Annotated in this window: 15 protein-coding genes and 1 pseudogene; 7 read left to right on the top strand and 9 right to left on the bottom strand. The window is 34.9% G+C overall.

The features are described 5' to 3' along the window. Positions 1-140: 140 nt before the first annotated feature. Both MW688_RS16400 and MW688_RS16395 read left to right on the top strand, forming a co-directional pair. Positions 141-498 (top strand): annotated as a pseudogene (locus MW688_RS16400) (GGDEF domain-containing protein). Positions 499-607: 109 nt separating this feature from the next. Next, complete coding sequence (locus MW688_RS16395; protein ID WP_486737087.1) at positions 608-1444, top strand: FkbM family methyltransferase; 837 nt, start codon at positions 608-610, stop codon at positions 1442-1444. A gap of 36 nt (positions 1445-1480) precedes the next feature. On the opposite strand, the gene MW688_RS16390 is transcribed toward MW688_RS16395, so the two are convergent. After that, a complete protein-coding gene (locus MW688_RS16390) occupies positions 1481-3526 on the bottom strand; it encodes a prolyl oligopeptidase family serine peptidase (protein WP_486737086.1) in 2046 nt (681 codons plus the stop codon). 537 nt (positions 3527-4063) lie between these two features. Here MW688_RS16390 and iscB point away from each other — a divergent pair. Together iscB and MW688_RS16380 are read left to right on the top strand one after the other, a co-directional pair. Beyond that, positions 4064-5362: an RNA-guided endonuclease IscB gene (iscB, locus tag MW688_RS16385; RefSeq protein ID WP_486737085.1), complete on the top strand. Its 1299-nt coding sequence runs from the start codon at positions 4064-4066 to the stop codon at positions 5360-5362. 64 nt (positions 5363-5426) lie between these two features. Beyond that, positions 5427-7364, top strand: coding sequence for a WD40 repeat domain-containing protein (locus MW688_RS16380; protein WP_486737084.1), 1938 nt, complete (start codon positions 5427-5429; stop codon positions 7362-7364). Between the two features lie 157 nt (positions 7365-7521). Here the strand turns inward: MW688_RS16380 and MW688_RS16375 are convergent, their stop codons facing one another. Continuing rightward, on the bottom strand, positions 7522-8121 hold the full coding sequence (locus MW688_RS16375; protein WP_486737083.1) for a hypothetical protein: 600 nt from the start codon (positions 8119-8121) through the stop codon (positions 7522-7524). After that, complete coding sequence (locus tag MW688_RS16370; protein WP_486737082.1) at positions 8118-8798, bottom strand: YdcF family protein; 681 nt, start codon at positions 8796-8798, stop codon at positions 8118-8120. The genes MW688_RS16375 and MW688_RS16370 overlap by 4 nt, the downstream gene beginning before the upstream one ends. 41 nt (positions 8799-8839) lie before the next feature. Between MW688_RS16370 and MW688_RS16365 the strand changes: the two genes are divergently transcribed. Continuing rightward, positions 8840-9559, top strand: a complete 720-nt coding sequence (locus MW688_RS16365; protein ID WP_486737081.1) for an ABC transporter ATP-binding protein — start codon at positions 8840-8842, stop codon at positions 9557-9559. Here MW688_RS16365 and MW688_RS16360 read toward each other — a convergent pair. The 5 genes from MW688_RS16360 to MW688_RS16340 all read right to left on the bottom strand — a co-directional run bounded on the left by MW688_RS16360 (position 9556) and on the right by MW688_RS16340 (position 13660). Continuing rightward, complete coding sequence (locus MW688_RS16360; RefSeq protein ID WP_486737080.1) at positions 9556-10131, bottom strand: DUF924 family protein; 576 nt, start codon at positions 10129-10131, stop codon at positions 9556-9558. The two genes, MW688_RS16365 and MW688_RS16360, sit on opposite strands and share 4 nt — an antisense overlap. A gap of 17 nt (positions 10132-10148) precedes the next feature. Further along, positions 10149-10856, bottom strand: a complete 708-nt coding sequence (gene ubiE / locus MW688_RS16355) for a bifunctional demethylmenaquinone methyltransferase/2-methoxy-6-polyprenyl-1,4-benzoquinol methylase UbiE (RefSeq protein ID WP_486737079.1) — start codon at positions 10854-10856, stop codon at positions 10149-10151. Between the two features lie 22 nt (positions 10857-10878). Continuing rightward, positions 10879-12489 carry a hypothetical protein gene (locus MW688_RS16350; RefSeq protein WP_486737078.1) on the bottom strand — a complete coding sequence of 537 codons (1611 nt, stop codon included), beginning with the start codon at positions 12487-12489 and terminating at the stop codon, positions 10879-10881. A 30-nt stretch (positions 12490-12519) separates the two neighbouring features. Further along, entirely contained in the window at positions 12520-12861 is a 342-nt protein-coding gene (locus MW688_RS16345) for a hypothetical protein (protein WP_486737077.1), read from the bottom strand. Between the two features lie 118 nt (positions 12862-12979). Beyond that, positions 12980-13660, bottom strand: coding sequence for a Uma2 family endonuclease (locus tag MW688_RS16340; RefSeq protein WP_486737076.1), 681 nt, complete (start codon positions 13658-13660; stop codon positions 12980-12982). Positions 13661-14903: 1243 nt separating this feature from the next. Here MW688_RS16340 and MW688_RS16335 point away from each other — a divergent pair. Together MW688_RS16335 and MW688_RS16330 are read left to right on the top strand one after the other, a co-directional pair. Beyond that, on the top strand, positions 14904-15155 hold the full coding sequence (locus MW688_RS16335) for a UPF0175 family protein (protein WP_486737075.1): 252 nt from the start codon (positions 14904-14906) through the stop codon (positions 15153-15155). After that, complete coding sequence (locus tag MW688_RS16330) at positions 15148-15633, top strand: PIN domain-containing protein (RefSeq protein WP_486737074.1); 486 nt, start codon at positions 15148-15150, stop codon at positions 15631-15633. Before MW688_RS16335 ends, MW688_RS16330 begins: the two co-directional genes overlap by 8 nt. Before the next feature lie 360 nt (positions 15634-15993). Here MW688_RS16330 and MW688_RS16325 read toward each other — a convergent pair. After that, positions 15994-18008: CHAT domain-containing protein (locus MW688_RS16325; protein ID WP_486737073.1), on the bottom strand; the 2015-nt coding region annotated here is incomplete at its 5' end.

The raw sequence follows: 18008 nt of genomic DNA, 5'->3' as shown, positions 1-18008 counted from the left end.
GGTCTATCAAGATGACGATTTTCTAACTTTTGAAAATGGCGACATCTCTACAGTTTATTAGAAAATGAATAGACTTTTTGTAAGAATTCAAGCAAGATACATAAGTTGGGTTCAATTGATGTAAATTTTATTTTGGCAGCATCAATGATTGTTTTGGACATGCTTGTGGAGATTATGTAATAGTTAAAACTGCTCAAATTTTAACCACTAATTTACGCAGTAGTGACTATGTATCCAGATGGGGTGGCGAAGAGTTTTTAATCATGTTAACTAACGTTACTTTAGATAATTCATTAAATTATCTAGAAAGAGTGCGGGGAAAGTTTATTACAAGAAGAGTTTATGTGGCAAGAAAACAATTTAACTGTCACTCTAACCTTTGGAGTAGCTATACACTCTCATAATCAAACCATTGAAGAAACTATTCAACAAGCAGATACTGCTTTGTATCAAGGTAAATTACAAGGTGGCAACTGTATTGTCGTATTTAATCAATAAAAAGTAGTAAGTTTAAGGTTTAATTTATTTGTTTAATAATTCAATCCATAAAGACCGCTGCCTTTGATATACTTAGTTGTGATCTTAAATTAAAACTAATATTTTCATAATGAAAACATCACTGAAAAAAATAATTCCCAACTCAACTTGGAATTATTTAAGAAACTTAAAAATTAAACTTGGATTGTCGTACAAGACCCAACCTAAGTTTAACCAACCTTGTACTCCATCCTCTTCTGTTCTATCATGTATTATAGCTTATAATGAACAGGGAGGATACTGTATTCCTCAATCTTCTGTTCATTTTGCGGCGGCACAAAGAATTATGGAGGGAGTTGTACATGAGAAAGAAACAATTCAATTCATAACTTCTAATTATCCTGGTGATGGGGATATAATTCATGCGGGAGCATATTATGGCGATTTTTTTCCTTGTCTTTCTGGTCTGTGCTCTCCTACGGCAAAAGTTTGGACATTTGAACCAAACATAGAAAACTACCGTTGTGCCTCAATAACAATCATGATTAATAACATAACTAACATTAATTTGTTAAATGTTGGACTAGGCACTCATGATCATGAAACTAAGATGATAGTCAAAAAAGAAACAGGTGAAAGCGTTGGCGGCACTGGCAAAATACTCAAAGATGAGCAAAATGTAGATACTGCTCTAACTCAAACGGTTCGTATTGTTAGCCTTGATAATCTTATTCCAGAAGAGCGGCATGTTTCTATAATTCATCTGGATCTAGAAGGCTATGAACAATTAGCATTATCTGGAGCACTAAAAATAATTGAGCGATGTCTGCCTATTTTGATCTTAGAAACTCAACCGGAAAAAAACTGGTTTTCTGAACATTTGCTTAGTTTGGGATATACAAATAAAGGCATAGTGCTTGATGGAAGAAACCAAGTTTATGAATCTTCAGAAAAAATGAAAACGTAAATAAAAAAACTCTCACAAGAGAATGTAATTAACCTACTATCTCAAATTAGCCGTTAAAAAAGCTAGACGATCGCTAATTTCTTCAATTAACTTAGTAGTAGGTTTCCCTGCCCCATGTCCCGCTTGTGTTTCTATACGAATTAAAACAGGATTATCACCCTGATGTGCTGTCTGTAAAGCTGCGGCAAACTTAAAACTATGGGCAGGTACCACCCGATCATCGTGGTCTGCGGTAGTAATCAAGGTTGCAGGATAACTTGTACCTGGTTTAAGATTATGTAAGGGAGAATAGGCATATAGTGTCTGGAAATCCTCTTCATTTTCAGGATCGCCATATTCAGAACACCAGGCCCAACCAATGGTAAACTTATGAAAGCGCAACATATCCATAACTCCTACTGCTGGTAAAGCCGCAGCGAATAAATCAGGACGAATAGTCATACAGGCGCCAACTAATAAGCCACCATTACTACCTCCGGCGATCGCCAATTTATTTTTACTGGTATACTTATTACTTATTAACCATTCTGCCGCGGCAATAAAATCATCAAAAACATTGTGCTTATTAGCCTTCATTCCTGCTTGATGCCAAGCCTCTCCATACTCTCCACCACCTCTAAGATTAGCAACGGCATAAATACCTCCTCTTTCCATCCAGACTAAATTACTCACAGAAAAACTAGGAGTCATTGAAATATTAAACCCTCCATAGCCATAGAGATAAGTAGGATTATTCCCCTCTAGACTAATACCCTTTTTGTGGGTAATAAACATAGGTATTTTCGTTCCATCCTTGCTTTCGTAGAATACCTGTCTAGTTTCGTAGTCATCTGGATTAAAGTCTACTTGAGGTTGACGGAATATAGTACTAGTTTGAGAGACTAAATCATATTTATAGATAGTCGAAGGAGTCGTAAAACTTGTAAACACATAAAAAGTCTCTGTATCGTAGCGTTTACCGTTAAATCCTCCCACAGAACCAATACCAGGTAAAACTATACTATAGAGGAAATTACCATCTAAATCAAAAACTTTAACTTGAGATTGGGCATCTTGTAGATAAATAGCCACAAACTGATTATGTAAAATACTAACACCTTTTATCGGTTCATCAGCTTCTGGTAATATTTCTCTCCAGGTTGACTTTTCTGGTTGATTAATATCAATAGCGATTAGTTTACCCTTAGGGGAATCTAAATCCGTCAGAAACCAAAATAAACTCTCATCATTACCCACAAAACTGTAACTAGCTTCAAATTCACTAATTAATTCTACTACTTGACTATCTGGTTTACGTAAATCTTGATAAAAAACTAAATTTTTAGGTTCAGTCCCACGCCAAACAGTGATAATTAAATAGTTACCATCCTCACTAATATCTGCGTTAAAACCCCATTCTTTTTGGTCAGGACGATGATAAACTAGGATATCTTCTTCTTGATTTGTACCTAGGCGATGGTAATAGAGTTTTTGAAAATAGTTAACTGCTTCTAATTTTGATTCCCCCTTCGGTTCATCGTAGCGACTATAATAGAAACCCTGGTTATCGTGAGTCCAAGCTACTCCAGAAAATTTTACCCACTGAATATGGTCTTTTAGTTCTTCTTTGGTATCAACTTTAATTACCTTCCATTCTATCCAATCAGATCCTGCTGTAGATAATCCATAAGCTAAATACTCCCCATTTTCGCTAACTTCTACTCCCGCTAAAGCGATTGTTCCATCTTCAGAAAAAGTATTAGGATCTAGTAAGATATCTGGTGTGTCATCGAGATTTTCTAAAGTATATAAAACACTTTGGTTTTGTAAGCCATCATTTTTGAAGTAAAAATAGCGTCCTCCCTGTGGAAAAGGAATGCCAAATTTTTCGTAATCCCATAGTTGAGTCAGTCTTTTGTTGATTTCTTCTCTGGCTGGGATTTTTTCTAAGTAATCAAAGGTTAGCTTATTTTGTTCTTTAATCCAGGTTTGGGTAACTTCTGAGTCGGGATTCTCTAAGAGGCGATAGGGATCACTTACTTTTGTACCATGATAATCGTCTACTTGTTCTATAATTGGACTTTTGGGGTAATTAAAAATCATTATTGCCTGTTTATCTCTTTAGCGATCGCTACATTTCCATGAATATTTTTATTTTAACCTTAAATCTTGCCTCTCACATCTTCCACCAGAACTTATGTACTAATTTTTCAGGAAAAATGTTCTTTATGGTTAATTCTCTATAATCTTTGTATCCTAGGGGTTTAACTCAGATCTTGCATCTTTATCACTCATTACTTCAAGACTTCAAAACTCATTATTCATCCACAACCAGTAACTTTTGGAAAAGATGCAAGATATGAGCTAGATCTATAATTAAATATAACTGTCTATATATTTGAGTAGCTAACAAAACGGAGTAATTCGTAGGGAAACGTAGTAATTAAAAGTACCTCAGCTACACCAGACTCAGCTAGAAATAGCTACGCTTTTTAGATGAAACCTCAATGAGATTCGCTAGTTTCAATCGGTTAGACAAAGAACATTGCGTAGTTTGTGAACGTGAAACACGTCATGTCAGGACCAAGTCTATTAAGCATTGTCAAAGCAAACTTAACCTAGAAATAGTGAATTGTAGAAATGCAAACAAATTACGTTTTTTTACTAAATGCTGATAAATCTTTCCTTAATATGATTCATCCTGCTAGAGCTAGAGAATTGCAAAAATTAGGGAAGGCCGCCGTTTACAGAACTTACCCTTATGTTTTAATTCTCCACAAGTACATTGAAAATCCATTACTAAAATCTTACATTCTCAAGATTGACCCGGGTTCTAAATTTACTGGTTTTGCCATTCAACAAGGTAATAAGATTATTTTCAGAATGGAATTAGAACTAAGAGGAGAAATGATTAAATCTTCTCTGGAAAAAAGAGCTCGATTCAGACGTGGGAGACGGTCTAGAAACTTACGTTATCGTCAAAAAAGATTTAATCGTACTAAACCTGACGGTTGGTTGCCACCATCTCTAAAACATCGTGTTTTAACTACTGAGACTTGGATAAAAAGATTTATTCGCTATTGTCCTATTACTAAGATAGAAATTGAACAGGTTAAATTTGATCCTCAAAAAATGGTAAATAATGATATTTGTGGAGTTGAGTATCAACAAGGAACTTTAGCAGGTTATGAAGTAAGAGAGTATTTATTAGAGAAATGGGGGCGTAAATGTGTTTATTGTGGGGCAGAAAATACTCCATTAGAGATTGAACATATTTACCCAAAGTCAAAAGGAGGTAGCAATAGAGTCTCTAATTTAGCGATAGCTTGCCATGAATGTAATCAAAAAAAAGGAAACCAAGATATCAGAAACTTTTTATCAGAGCAACCAAAGTTATTAGCCACAATTTTACAGGAAACTCAAGTATCTCTAAAAGATGCGGCAGCAGTAAATTCCACGAGAAACGCAATTGTGAAAAAAGCTAAAGATTTATGTAACCAGGTTGAATGCTGGACAGGTGGGAGAACCAAATTTAATAGATGTTCTCAAAATTTACCGAAGGAACACAGTATTGATGCGGCTTGTATTGGAGAGTCAGGAGCAAAGATTAAATTAAAGACTTCACAAGCTTTAATAGTCAAATGCTTTGGCCATGGAAATAGACAAGCAAGACGAGCCAACGCTCAAGGATTTCCGGCGGTAAAAAATCCTAAAAAAAGGTACAATCACGCTCAAGCAGGGGATAAAGTCAAGATAAACCTAGAAAAAGACCGGAAAAAGGTAAAAAAAGGAATATATACAGTGAGAGTGAAGACACCCACCGCAAAAGGAGTAGAAGTACTAATCAAGGGCAATAGAGTGAGTATATCGACAATGAAGCAGATTAAGTTTGTACAACGCAATGATGGATATGACTACAACTTCCCTTCGGTGGGATAAACTACGTTTTCTGGGTAATTATTACGATTTTTGAGTATTAGATGATTAGACTATCTTTACAATCATGAGTGAATTTATTTTAACCATATTTTTAGTTACTGCCTTCTATGCTGTATCCATTGGTAATTTAATTTTCAGAATAGTTACTGGCTTACTATCCTTTGCTAATAGTCAAGGAGAATCTACTCCTCTATCTAGATCTTTCCCCTCATATTACCTGTGGATTGGTTGTCTAGCAATTTTCCTGATTTGGCTAGTTCTTAGCTATATTAATACTAGCTTTGTTGGCTTCTACAGTTTACAAATATTTTACGCTGCCACTGTTTTAGTAGGAAGTTTATGGTTAAGAAATAAACCTTGGAAAAATATTGAACAAGTTAATAATTCTTCATTTTTGTTTTTTCTAACTAATTTCAGTTATTTAGGATATATAGAAGCCCTCATTTATTTTCGACATGAACTAAGTCAAAATATTTTTGCTACTATTGGTCTATTTTTTCTCGTTGCTATTTTATCAATTTTTCTCAGTATATTTTTTGTGGTTTTTTGGTTTATCTTTGGTTCTTTGGGTATATCTCAAGTTTTAAATCTTTTTAAAGATAGAATATTTACTGAAAATGGTTTTGACTTCGGTTTCTTAATTAAAGCTTTTTTATCTGGTATGGCTATTATCATTCTCACTATTTCTACAGTTATACCTATACTAATCAATGTGGTTCAAGCTAGAATTTTACTTGTTGATTTTAATATTCTCTTATGGATAAATCTCAATATAGCCCTGAAAATATTACTACTAGGTATTAGTAAAAAAACTACTGAAGAATTAACAAAAAAAATACCTAAATATCTAGGAGTGTTTACAGTCATCGGTATCGGTTGGCTAGGTTTATTCCTAGGCTATATCTTACCAAAATATAAACAGTTTAATTATAATAATCAGCTTTTAGTCTGGTTATTCATTATTTTGGGAATCAATCTACTTTTATCATTAGTTAAAAATTTCTTAAGTGGATTAGTAAAAACTCCTAAAAACCATACAGATAGAAAAACGATAACAGCAGTAAAAGATAAAGATCAAGATATCTATAGTTTGACCTATAACTTAGCAGAAAGTAATAAAAGTAATAAAAAAATGAAAATCAGCTTCGATGGCAAACTACTAGCCGCTAGTGATGTTGGTTTTGATTCTGGTAAAATAAAATTATGGAATACTGATACTAATGAATTAGTAGGAGAAATCTACTCTAATGACCAAGAAATTCACTACTTTATTTTTAGTCGAGATAATCAAAATATAATTACCGCTGATGCAGAAAATAATTTGCTGAGTTTTTGGGAGATTACTACCCAAACTAAGATAAAAGAGTTGAGTTATCAAAATTCTAGTTATAATATCCAAGATATAGAGTTAAGTCCAGATGGTAAAGTAATAGCGATCGCCAATCGCCAAACTATTGATTGGTTAGATATAGAAACCGGAGAAATAGTACAATCTTTTGAAGAAGCATCTAACCTAGTAAAATTTAGTCCTGATGGTAAATTGTTAGTTACTGGTAGTAAAAATTTTGATAGTGAAGAGTTTTTACTATGGAATGATTCAGGAAAAGTTAGTATTCCCGGAGATGAAACCAAGGCGAAGGGAGATTTAGTAGTTGCTTTTAGTCGCGATAACCAGTTACTCGCCTGTGGCGATGTTAGTGGGATAATTCGGTTATGGGATTTAGAGTCACGAGAATTACTAAAAACTATAGATACAGAAACTCCTATTTCTTCTCTAGTATTTAGCAGGGATAGACAACACCTACTCACAGCAGGTAATTCAAATCATACTGACAATTTAGTTTGTTTGTGGGATATTCATCAGGGTAAAAAGTTGCAAGTTTTTATTTCAGGTTATATGGAAGAGGCATACTCTCTAGTAGAATCTGCTTTATTTGATCATACTGGGGAGAAACTCTATATTGCTACCAATAAGGGTATTCAGTATTGGCAGAAAAATTAATCTAAATGTCAAGAAAGCTACTCTGATAAGTTATTTTAATTTTTTATCTTTTTGAAATTTTCTAGAAAATAAATCTTCTATAGTTACAGAAACTCTATTATTAGATCTGTAAATTTTTCTATTTTAGTTTATGTAGTCAAGATTTAAGGTTGATTTCCTATTTAAAAGAAATATGAAAGTAGGAATCTAATAATATAGCATGGCAATAGCAACATCTAGGCTTTGCCTGAAGGCTAAATTTTCCACCACAATCACATTTAGGAAAAGTAATAAAAGCAGAAATACCTAGATTTTGTCTTGTTTTATATTTACTTCCGTTATTTTCTTTGATAGATGCTTCTATTTCAGCTATTCTAGTTTCTACAGATTCTAACTCACGAGAACAGACAAAATCTTCTCTCAGCTTTTCTAACTTGGTATAATTTTCTGAATCTGCATAGGCGTAGAAATTCTGCGGTGAAAGACGATGACAATTAGTACAGTTAATTGACCAAATCCCAGCTTCCATACCTACAGCTTTAGGAGAAATTTTTTGTGATTGATGACATTGTGGACAAGTTATGGATTTTCCCAAAGTCATCATTTCCCAATAGCGATTATACAAAGGATCCAGATGGCGCTGTTGATTAACCCAAGCTTGATACTCAGGTTTATTGTGACATCGCCAATGAATAAAAATATCTTGATAAAAGCTATCAGCTTGAAATTGATTATCTTCTGATTCTTGTTCAGATTCACAAATTATACATTTAGTCATGGCGTTAATAAATTATAAGTAATTTCAACTAGTGGTTGAGATTCACAAGCATAGCCTTTGGTTTCCCATTCTTCGATATCCACTGAAAATAGAGGCGTTGTCTCTTGACAACTAGGCTGCCATAATTGACTTATTAATGCCCAAATTAAACTTCTAACTAGATCTAGGGTAGTTTTAAACCATATCTCCCGATTAGCAGGAGTACCAATAGTGGGGGCAATATCCATTTCTACCCAGATACCATGACTACCTAGTATAATTTGTCCCAGCCATTGGGCACGAGGTAAATGACTAGTAGAGGTAATTACTTTAATTTTATGCACATTCCAGCTTTTTAAAATAGATAAACTATAGGCATAGTTACCAAAAGTAGAACCTGCGCATTTTTCTAGTAAAACCTTTTCCATTGGCGCCTGCTTACCTTGGAAGATTAGTAAAATACAAGGGTCATCAGAACCAGTGGAGATGAGAATAGGAATATGGGGATTGGCGATCGCCCATTCTGCACTATAGATTTCTCTATAAATACTACCACCTAATACTAAGATTCCATCCACGGGATGAGAAGCATTTGATGGCAACACAAATACTAGTTTAATTAAGACATTAACTAGTAACCAAGTTAAAATAGTTAAACAAACCCAGGTTAAATATTTTTTATATTTTCTATTTAGCATTTCATGCAGTAAATAAAAGTTTAGTTTAGGCTAAGAGGTAGATGCAAGATATATTAGTAGTCAACGATGTTTATGCAGGATACGTACAAGATCTCAACATTTTACAAGGTATTAATTTTAGGATAGCACCAGGAGAATTAGTTGCGGTAATTGGTCCCAATGGTGCGGGTAAATCAACTTTAGCTAAAACTATTTTTGGACTCCTTAAACCTAATCGTGGTCAAATTCTTTTTAAAAATAAGAGTATAGTTGGACTTAAATCTAATCAGATAGTACCCTTAGGAATGTGTTATGTACCCCAAATTTCTAATGTTTTTGCCTCTTTGAGTGTAGAGGAGAATTTAGAAATGGGAGCTTTTATACACAAGGGTCCCCTCAAGGAGTTAAAACAGTATGTATATGATATGTTCCCCATTTTAGCCCAAAGACGTCGTCAGGCCGCAGGCACTCTCTCAGGGGGAGAACGTCAAATGCTGGCTATGGGTAGGGCTTTGATGTTAGATCCAGATTTACTACTCTTAGATGAACCTTCCGCGGCTTTGTCACCTCTACTGGTTAATGATGTTTTTGCCCAAATTAAGAAAATTAATCAATCTGGTAAGGCTATTGTTTTAGTAGAACAGAATGCTAAGAAAGCACTACTTATGTGCGATCGCGGTTATGTGTTAGAAAATGGTTGCGATCGCTTTTGCGCCCCAGGTAGAGAATTATTAGACGATCCCAAGGTATCTGAACTCTATTTAGGTACTAAATTTACTTAAAAAGAAGATCCCGGTGTATTTAAAAATTCCTGTTCTGCGGGTGTACTTTCACGCCCTAGAATAGCATTACGGTGGGGAAAACGTCCAAAACTTTTAATAACATCATAGTGACGTTGGGCATAGGCAATAGCACTTTGACTATTTTCATCATCTGCTAAATTGCTAAATAGTTTTATACAGGTATATTGGTTGTCTAAATCTTCACTATGTTCGTAGGGCAAATAGATAAACCAGCGTTGAACTGGCAGTAATTGTTTATCTAATCCCTGTTTTACCACATATTTAGCTAAATTTAAAGCTTCAGCATCAGTAGCAAAGGCTTGAGGAGTGCCACGAAAGAGATTTCGGGGAAATTGATCAAGTATAATAATTACAGCTAAACAGTCTTGGGGAGAAGTGGGATCATAATTTAGGTCGCCTCTAGAGGCTTGTTGATAGGTAGTTAAAAAACGTGATTTTAATTCCCTGTCAAATTCAGAATTTTTTTGAAACCAAAATTTTTTGGGTTTACCATAGTCGGAATCGGTTGGCTTGCCGAACCAAAAATCTAAAACTTCAGTAAGTGTAGACATAATTTATTTTTGAATAATTACTTAGTTGCCACTAATACTCCCATCACTCCATTAACTAAAGGATAATGTATAGCCTGAGAAAAATTAGCTTTTTTAGCCATAGCTATTTGTTCTTTGCCTTGGGGAAATTTAGCTACACTATCTTTTATATAGGCATATTCTGACTTGAGACCAAAATAATCAGCAGTAGGCACCACTAAATAATCTAAGTAAAAATCTTGAAATCTTTGCCAGAAAGAATCATAGGGGCGATGAAAGTCTAAAATCGCTACTTTTGCTCCTTTTTTGAGAACTCTATACAATTCTTGTAGACATAGAGGAATATTTACTACGTTGCGCAAGCCATAACTAAGGGTGGCACAATCAAAATAGTTATCAGCAAAGGGTAAACTTAGGGCATCAGCTTCTACCCAGTGAAAACTATGTAATGGTAAACTATTCTTAGCTTTTGTTTCGGCGATCGCCAATTGTGCTTTAGCAAAGTCAACTCCGTAAACTATCCCCTCTTTGCCGACTTTTTTAGCTAACATGCGGCTTAAATCCCCACTACCACAACACAAGTCTAAAGCTATATCACCCTTATGGGGTTCGCTCCATTTTACCGCCATTAGCTTCCAAATATTATGTTGACCTAAACTTAACCATTGATTCAATTGGTCATATTTGGGGGCAATTGTGTTAAATAGTTGTTGTATTTCCTGGGATTCTTGAAAAGATTGGTTCATATTATGGTGCTGGAGATAGGTGTTAACTTTTTGGTAGGTTTTTCAAGGCTCTTTTATAAGAATATTTTAATTTTCCCGGATTGGCTAATAAATTATCAAATTCTTGTTTAATCTGAGTATTGCCGGATTTGTTTAGCCATCTTTCTATTTGAAAGGCGATCGCCTTTCCCTGAGATTGAGATAAGCTTTGTAATAGTAGTAAAAAATTGCCTTGATTTGAGGTAAATAAGTCTTGTTGGTCTTCCACAAGCTGATAAAATGCTCTCAATATCAATTTTTCTGACTTGTTTAATTTGTTTTTCCCTTCAAGAATACCTTTTACCCATTTCCATACCAATATTCCCACAACACTTCCAGCTATCAAGCTTAAGATTATCGAAGCTAGAAAAGGATGAGGAGGATTATCTGGTGAAATCTTTCCCCAAGGCTTGTCAATCAGAGGATAACTAGTAGCGATAATACCTCCTGCACTTATACCTGCACCTATACCTGCACCTACTGCTTGAATTGTGTTTTGCAGTTTTTGATTTAATTGAGCTTGTTGACTCTCTACAATTCCCCTGATGGAGACAATAGCTCGATCAAATAATTCTATAACTGGGGTATAGTATTTTAAGTCAGCGATGATTTGTTGTCTATATAGGGGGGAGTCATAATTAATAAATTTTTGCCAAAAAGATAAATTTTCTGAGGGGTTTTGTTGTTTAATTGCTTTGAGGATTAATTTATAGTTAATTAAATTGATTTCAATAGTATTTTGGTTGTCTCTTAGAGCGTTGATAGCGATGGTATAACTAAGGGCTTCTGTAGGAATTTCTCTCAATTCGCTTTCTAAAACCTCTAAAGATGTATTAGTAATTTCAAAAGTTTTTTGTTGGTTGTAGGTTTGATACTTTCGTTCTAAAATTTCAGCATATTTACGACTATTTTGATATACTTTTAAAATCTTGTGGCGATAAAATAATAGTTCAGTTATTTGACTTTGGTATTTATCAAATAAATCATCAGTGGCTTGATGTTCAAATAACCACACTAAAAAGCGATAAGATGAATGAGGTTGATTAGGAGGAGTATATTCAAAGATAGAACTACCAAATAGTTTACCTTGAGCACAACAGGATAGAGGTTGTTTTACCAATAATTCTAAATATTGATTGGCTGTTGTTTCTAGTTGTTCATGATTGTCTATATAAGCAGTAAGTAAGATAGTTTGACCAAGGCATAAACTATCTACTAAGGCATTTTCTGGGTTGGAAAAAATGAGAGAATTCCCAGGATTGAATTGAGAGAGTAAAGAGTTGTCAAGAGAAATAGGGGGAGAGTCTTCTGTTTCTATACAACCAATGTTAAACCACACACCATAGCTATCTTGGATATTAAGAGGTTGAATAAATCCTTCTATATATGCGTTTATATTCTCGTCAACAACAGGAGAAAAAGTAATAAATTCTTGTTCACCTCTTAATAATGTTTTCCGTTGAGAAAAGTCAAGTTGTTCTTCCAGATTAATATCGCTGTTAAACTGAGATAATATAGCTTTTAGATTAGACCAGATTGGGTTATCAATTTCTGGTAAATCTTTTTTCTTTAAATAAAAGCTATAAATATAAAGATTGGGAGAAATTATTGTCATTCTTGAGTTTACAATTTAAACCACTATAACCTATATTTCAGCGATAGTAGATGTGTTTTTAATCTTTTCTAGAGTTTCACAAAGTATTCGAGTTTTATTGCTTAATGTACTGTTATTTAAATCTTCTCTTTTGGGTTTAGGTTTTCTATCATCTTCGGATAAACACTCACAAATAAATTCTTTGATATTCTCGTGATTTTCTATCCAAGCTTGCAGAGTAGAAACAATTTGTTGTTCATCACTTCCTAATTTCTCTATTTCGGTTTGAAGATTTTCTAAATCATCCCATTCATCCTTAAATTCATCCTTAAGTTCCTCAGAATACTCATATATTGTTGTGAGAAAACCTTGAATCATTTCATCTCTAGTCATAAGTATTAAAAAAAGATTTTAGCAAAAACCACTAAGTTAAATTATAGCAATTTCAAAGAATACTAAGATATATTTTTTGTTTAGGGTTTTTTTACCCCATATAATATAGTCCATAATTTTAATCTATTTCTGGATCTATTCCGAGTTCTCTAAGTTTTTCCGCTAGTTTGTCGGCTCTTTCCTTTTCACGTTGAGCATTTTCTCCTTCAGATTGGGCTACTTCTTCTGGTGTTGGTATTAACTCTCCTGTTTCAGTAAAGTAACGCAATTGTTGATTCTCTACCCCTAAATATAGGTCTAGTTGTTCACTTTTTAGCAATCCTCTACTATTTTCTTGAATTTCTTGATATTTTCCCTTGATTAACTCAAATCCCTTTAGTTCTAAACTTTCTGGGTCAAACCAGAAGTATTCTGGGGTGCGAAAAATATCTTGATATATTTGTTTTTTTTCTTCCCTATCTACCTTAGCTGTACTTGAGGAGAGAATTTCAATAATTATGTTAGGGTATTTGCCTTCTTCTTGCCAAACTACCCAACTTCTTCTCGACCAATTTTCCGTGGTTCCTCTGACTACAAAGAAGTCTGGTCCTCTAAAGTCTTCAGATTTTTTTTGATTGGGACTATAGTAGATGGTTAAATTACCTGTGACAAAATAGTCTTTTCTATCTTTCCATAGCCATTTGAGGCATTGAATCAATAGAATGATTTGCTGTAGATGTAAATTACTTTCCAATGGGGGTTCATCACTCCAAAACTCACCAGTGGGGAAAACTATCTGATTTTCTGTGGTGATAGTCATTATCTGAGTTAATAAGATTTTTTACTCTAATTATTACACTAACAGAAAAATTGATGTATTTAAATGTTACAACAAGCTTTGCTAGGGCGCAAGTATGAGCTAGATTTTCTAGGTTGGGATGAATCTTGAAGTAATGAGTAATGAGTAATGAGTAATGAGTAAGAAGTAATGAGTTAAAGAATTAATGCGATCGCCCTTAAAAATTGGTTGACCCTAAAGGCTTATTCAGACTAGATTTTGTAGATTTTGTAGGTTGGGTTGAGGCACGAAACCCAACATTAATGTTTAATTAATTATATAATTAAATATTGATGCAAATCCTTAAAAACCCTCTTTCTCCCCTACTCCGGTGCTTCCTGCTGCCTTCTCTGTATAATTTAGCTTTTGTAAGGGCGCTCATACTTGCGCCCTTAGTAGTATTAGTAGGGTGTGTTAGGGCGAAGCCCGTAACGCACCGTTAGATGAGTTTTGAAGTAATAAGTTTTGAAGTAATGAGTAAGAAGGTAGCCTGTAGGTTTGGCCCTTGGTAACGAAACCCAACTTAAACTCAGATCTTGCATCTTTACCTAATGTTACTGGTTGTGGATGAATAATGAGTTTTGAAGTCTTGAAGTAAGAAGTCTTGAAGTCTTGAAGTATTGAATAGTAACGCACCAAATTATGTCAGGATTTCCTGATAATATGTGGAAACCAATTTTGGTTCTACAGACTCAATTATGCTAAAAACAAGGTTTAAATAGATACGACTGAGACAGGGCAAGTAATGCAGCTCAAAAAATTCATCAAAAGTACACTATATTTTCTAATTAATTTTTGTAATAGATAGCTTGTAGGTTGGGTTAAACAAAGTGCAACCCAACAGTCACAAGAATTCGGAATCACATAAGCCTTAAGCGCGATGGGCGCAAAGCAAGAGGGCGATGGGTGCAAAGCAAGAGGGCGCAAGTATGAGCGCCCCTACTAGGAATTAATTAAGTTTAGACCAAAGCACGCAAGTGCAAAAGATTTTGTAGGTTGGGTTGAGGCACGAAACCCAACATTAATGTTTAATTAATTATATAATTAAATATTGATGCAAATCCTTAAAAACCCTCTTTCTCCCCCTCTCCCTGCTCCGAAAGCTTCCCTGCCGTATCAAGTAGCGCTATAAGAACCAAATAGGCTATATTTCGTCTAAGTTGAACAATTTTTCCATATAATTAGGTGTAAAACCAGAATTACCATCTTTAAGAAAACAAACAAAATGCACCAAATCACAATTAGTTTACCGGAAGAAACCGCACTTGCTTTAAAACTCACTCCTGAACAATTAGGAGTAGAAATGCAGTTAGTCGCAGCGATAAAACTTTATGAACTCGGTAAATTATCTTCTGGGGCTGCTGCCAACCTAGCAGGAATTCCTAAAGTTATTTTTCTCACAAAATTAGCTGATTATGGAGTTAATACTTTTGAATTAAATGAAGAAGAAATAATAGAGGATATAGAGAGTGCGTAATGTAATTATTAACACTTCTCCGATTCAATATCTTTATCAAACAGAATTATTAGACCTTCTCCAAATGTTATATGGTCAAATTATTGTACCACAAGCTGTCAAGGAAGAGTTAAACGTAGGTATTTCATTAGGGATATCTCTGCCTAACCTTACCGCATACTCTTGGATGAAGGTTCGTACTGCCCAATCTCAAGCTATTTTACCTTTAGTTACTGAACTAGGTGCAGGAGAACGGGAAGCTATATCTCTAGCCACAGAATTTCAGGACTCTTTAGTCATTCTTGATGATGGGTTAGCTAGACGTTATGCACGTCTTTTAAATGTTCCCTTGACAGGAACATTGGGAGTTCTTCTTAAGGCTAAACAAAAAGGGTATTTAGCTGAAGTTACTCCTATTTTAGATCGTTTAGATGCTCTAAATTTTCGCATGGCTCTTGCCACTCGATTATCTATTCGTAAACTAGCAGGAGAACTTTAACCAGATTTTGTAGGTTGGGTTTCGTGCCTCAACCCAACCTACGAATTAATTGATATAAGCTTGTAGGTTGGGCAGGGAGATTACTCATTACTCATTACTCATTACTCATTACTCATTACTCAACCCCCAGGGCTATTTCATTCATTTTTTTATTTCAAAATGTAACGTTTAAACAGTAGGCTTTTTACTATGTTTTTTAAAAGAAAAATAAATCCGAGATTTATTATTAGCAAAAAAGCCCCTCTCCCTGCTCCCTGCTCCCGTGCTCCGGTGCTTCTCCTCACCATTTTCTTTCTTAAGAACGAAATAGCCCTGACTCAACCCCCACAAGTAACTTTAGGTAAATATGCAACCTCTCCATTAAACACCTACATAACAAAATGCTCCCCAATGGCAAGTTTTCTTAAACAATCTCTCTTCTGGTTTGCGCTGAAGACATTCTGTGGAATCATTTAACCGAAACTTGGTTTGTAAATCTTGTTTCTGTGAATCTGATAAGAATTGATGACTATTTATCCAGTTGCTAAAACTTTCTACAGTTATATTTCTCATCCAAATTTGAGTTTCTTTTAGAGCCATAGCTATAGTAATATCTTGATTAGTTCTTATTTGTTCATAGAATTTAATCATCAATACCGCGGTAGAACTGTCATATACTGACCAGAGAGTACTAATCACACTATGGGCACCCCCATAGAGAAAACCACTGGGGAAGGAGATATAATCATCTACTAAATTATCTAGTTTGGTTAAACCTGTTTCACAAGCTGATAGAGTTACTAGGGTGGAGTTGGTTAATTTGATTTTGGTGTAAATCTCTCGCAAACTGAGGCTTTTTTCTGGGTTAATTTGGCGTTCATCTTTGGTTCTAAATACTGATTTTTGTTGATTTGCTTCTTTGGTTTCTACAACCGGAGAAAATGTCCCCGCTAGTGCTAAAGCTGAATCTAGAGGCGATTCAAAGTTAAAATAACCATGACAGGAAAAATGAATAAATTGATAGTTTTGTAATTGTTCGAGGTTAGAACTATTTAAAAAATCTTCTTTGTTTGCTGATTGGTATTTGAGGGTATATTTATTTGGGTCAAAGATTTTCTCAATTGTTTCTACTTCTGTATCTGTCCATTTTAAATCTTCTGTGGGATTTTGCAGGGCATAAATGTTAAAATCTCTTTGTTTTCTAGGTCTAGATTGCAGTTTTTCGAGTATTTGACTACTGAAGCTATAGGTAACTTCTCCTGAACAATAGTCTAGTAAACAGGTTTCGGCTGTGGGGGAGATGGGTAAAGCATGTAGAGGTATCAAATTGAGGTAGCGATGGGGAATCAGAATTAGTTTAGATACTTGTTGAGGAAGATGAGAGATAATTTTAGGTATATCTATGAGTTTACTGATTTGTTTTAAGTAACTATCTAGTTTGAATGACGACCAGATTTTGGAGTTATCAAAGTACTTACCAAAGTATTCAGAGAGACATCCAATCAAATCTCTAAGTTTAGAGGAGTCATAGATAATTACCTCTAGTGTTTCTCTGGTGATGATAAAAGTATAGAAGCAGTTGTGGCCCATATACCATTCTAAAATAACTGTGCCTGGTTCTAGAAGTTGTTGAATTGTTTGGACATTGATTGTTTTTACTTGTCTGGAGATGAGAAAATCTGGATACTGTTGTTGTAATTCTCTCAAGATTTGTTGATATTCTTGTTGGAGATACTGTAGTTTTTGATTGTTGGTACTTTGTGAACTGGTGGTAAAACTAGGGGAATCAGGGTCGAAGTTAGAGTTTTTTGGTTCTAGAGAGGTAACATCTTTGTCTGTGGCGAGAATTCCAGAGGCGAGGAGCATTTCTTGGGAGAGGCTTTGCAGTTTTTGTTTGATTGTGGGGTCTAAGTCCGAGGGGTAGAGGTCTTCTGTCGCTAACAAGTCTACGAGGTAACGGGATTTACTCCCCTCTACTGTTTCTAATGCTAGTTCCCAGTTTTTGCTTTGTACACAGGCAAAAATCATCTGTTCATAGATGTTTAAATTTTCTTCTATGAGTTGGGTTTTTCTGTTTTCTAGGGAACACCAGGTTTGTAGTTGTCCTAAGGCGGTGATAGCGCTTTGGTAAGATTCAATGGCTGATTGCCAGTTTTCTTGTTGATAGTGGAGATTTCCTAAATTACGAGCTACTATGAGAGCTATGTAAGGGTCTGATTGAGGATTGTATTGAGTCAGGGCCTGGTGATAGTAAGCTATGGCGGTTTCGATATTTTCTCGTTCCTCTCCTTCTATCCTCTCACTATAAGCAATTCCTAGGGAGTGTTGGGTCATGGCCCATTCTAAGGGTACAGTAGTTTCTTTCCAGTGGAGTAGGGCCTGGTGATAGTAAGCTA

It is taken from the genome of Johannesbaptistia floridana, from assembly GCF_057440575.1.
This window is presented reverse-complemented; position numbering and strand designations above follow the sequence as displayed.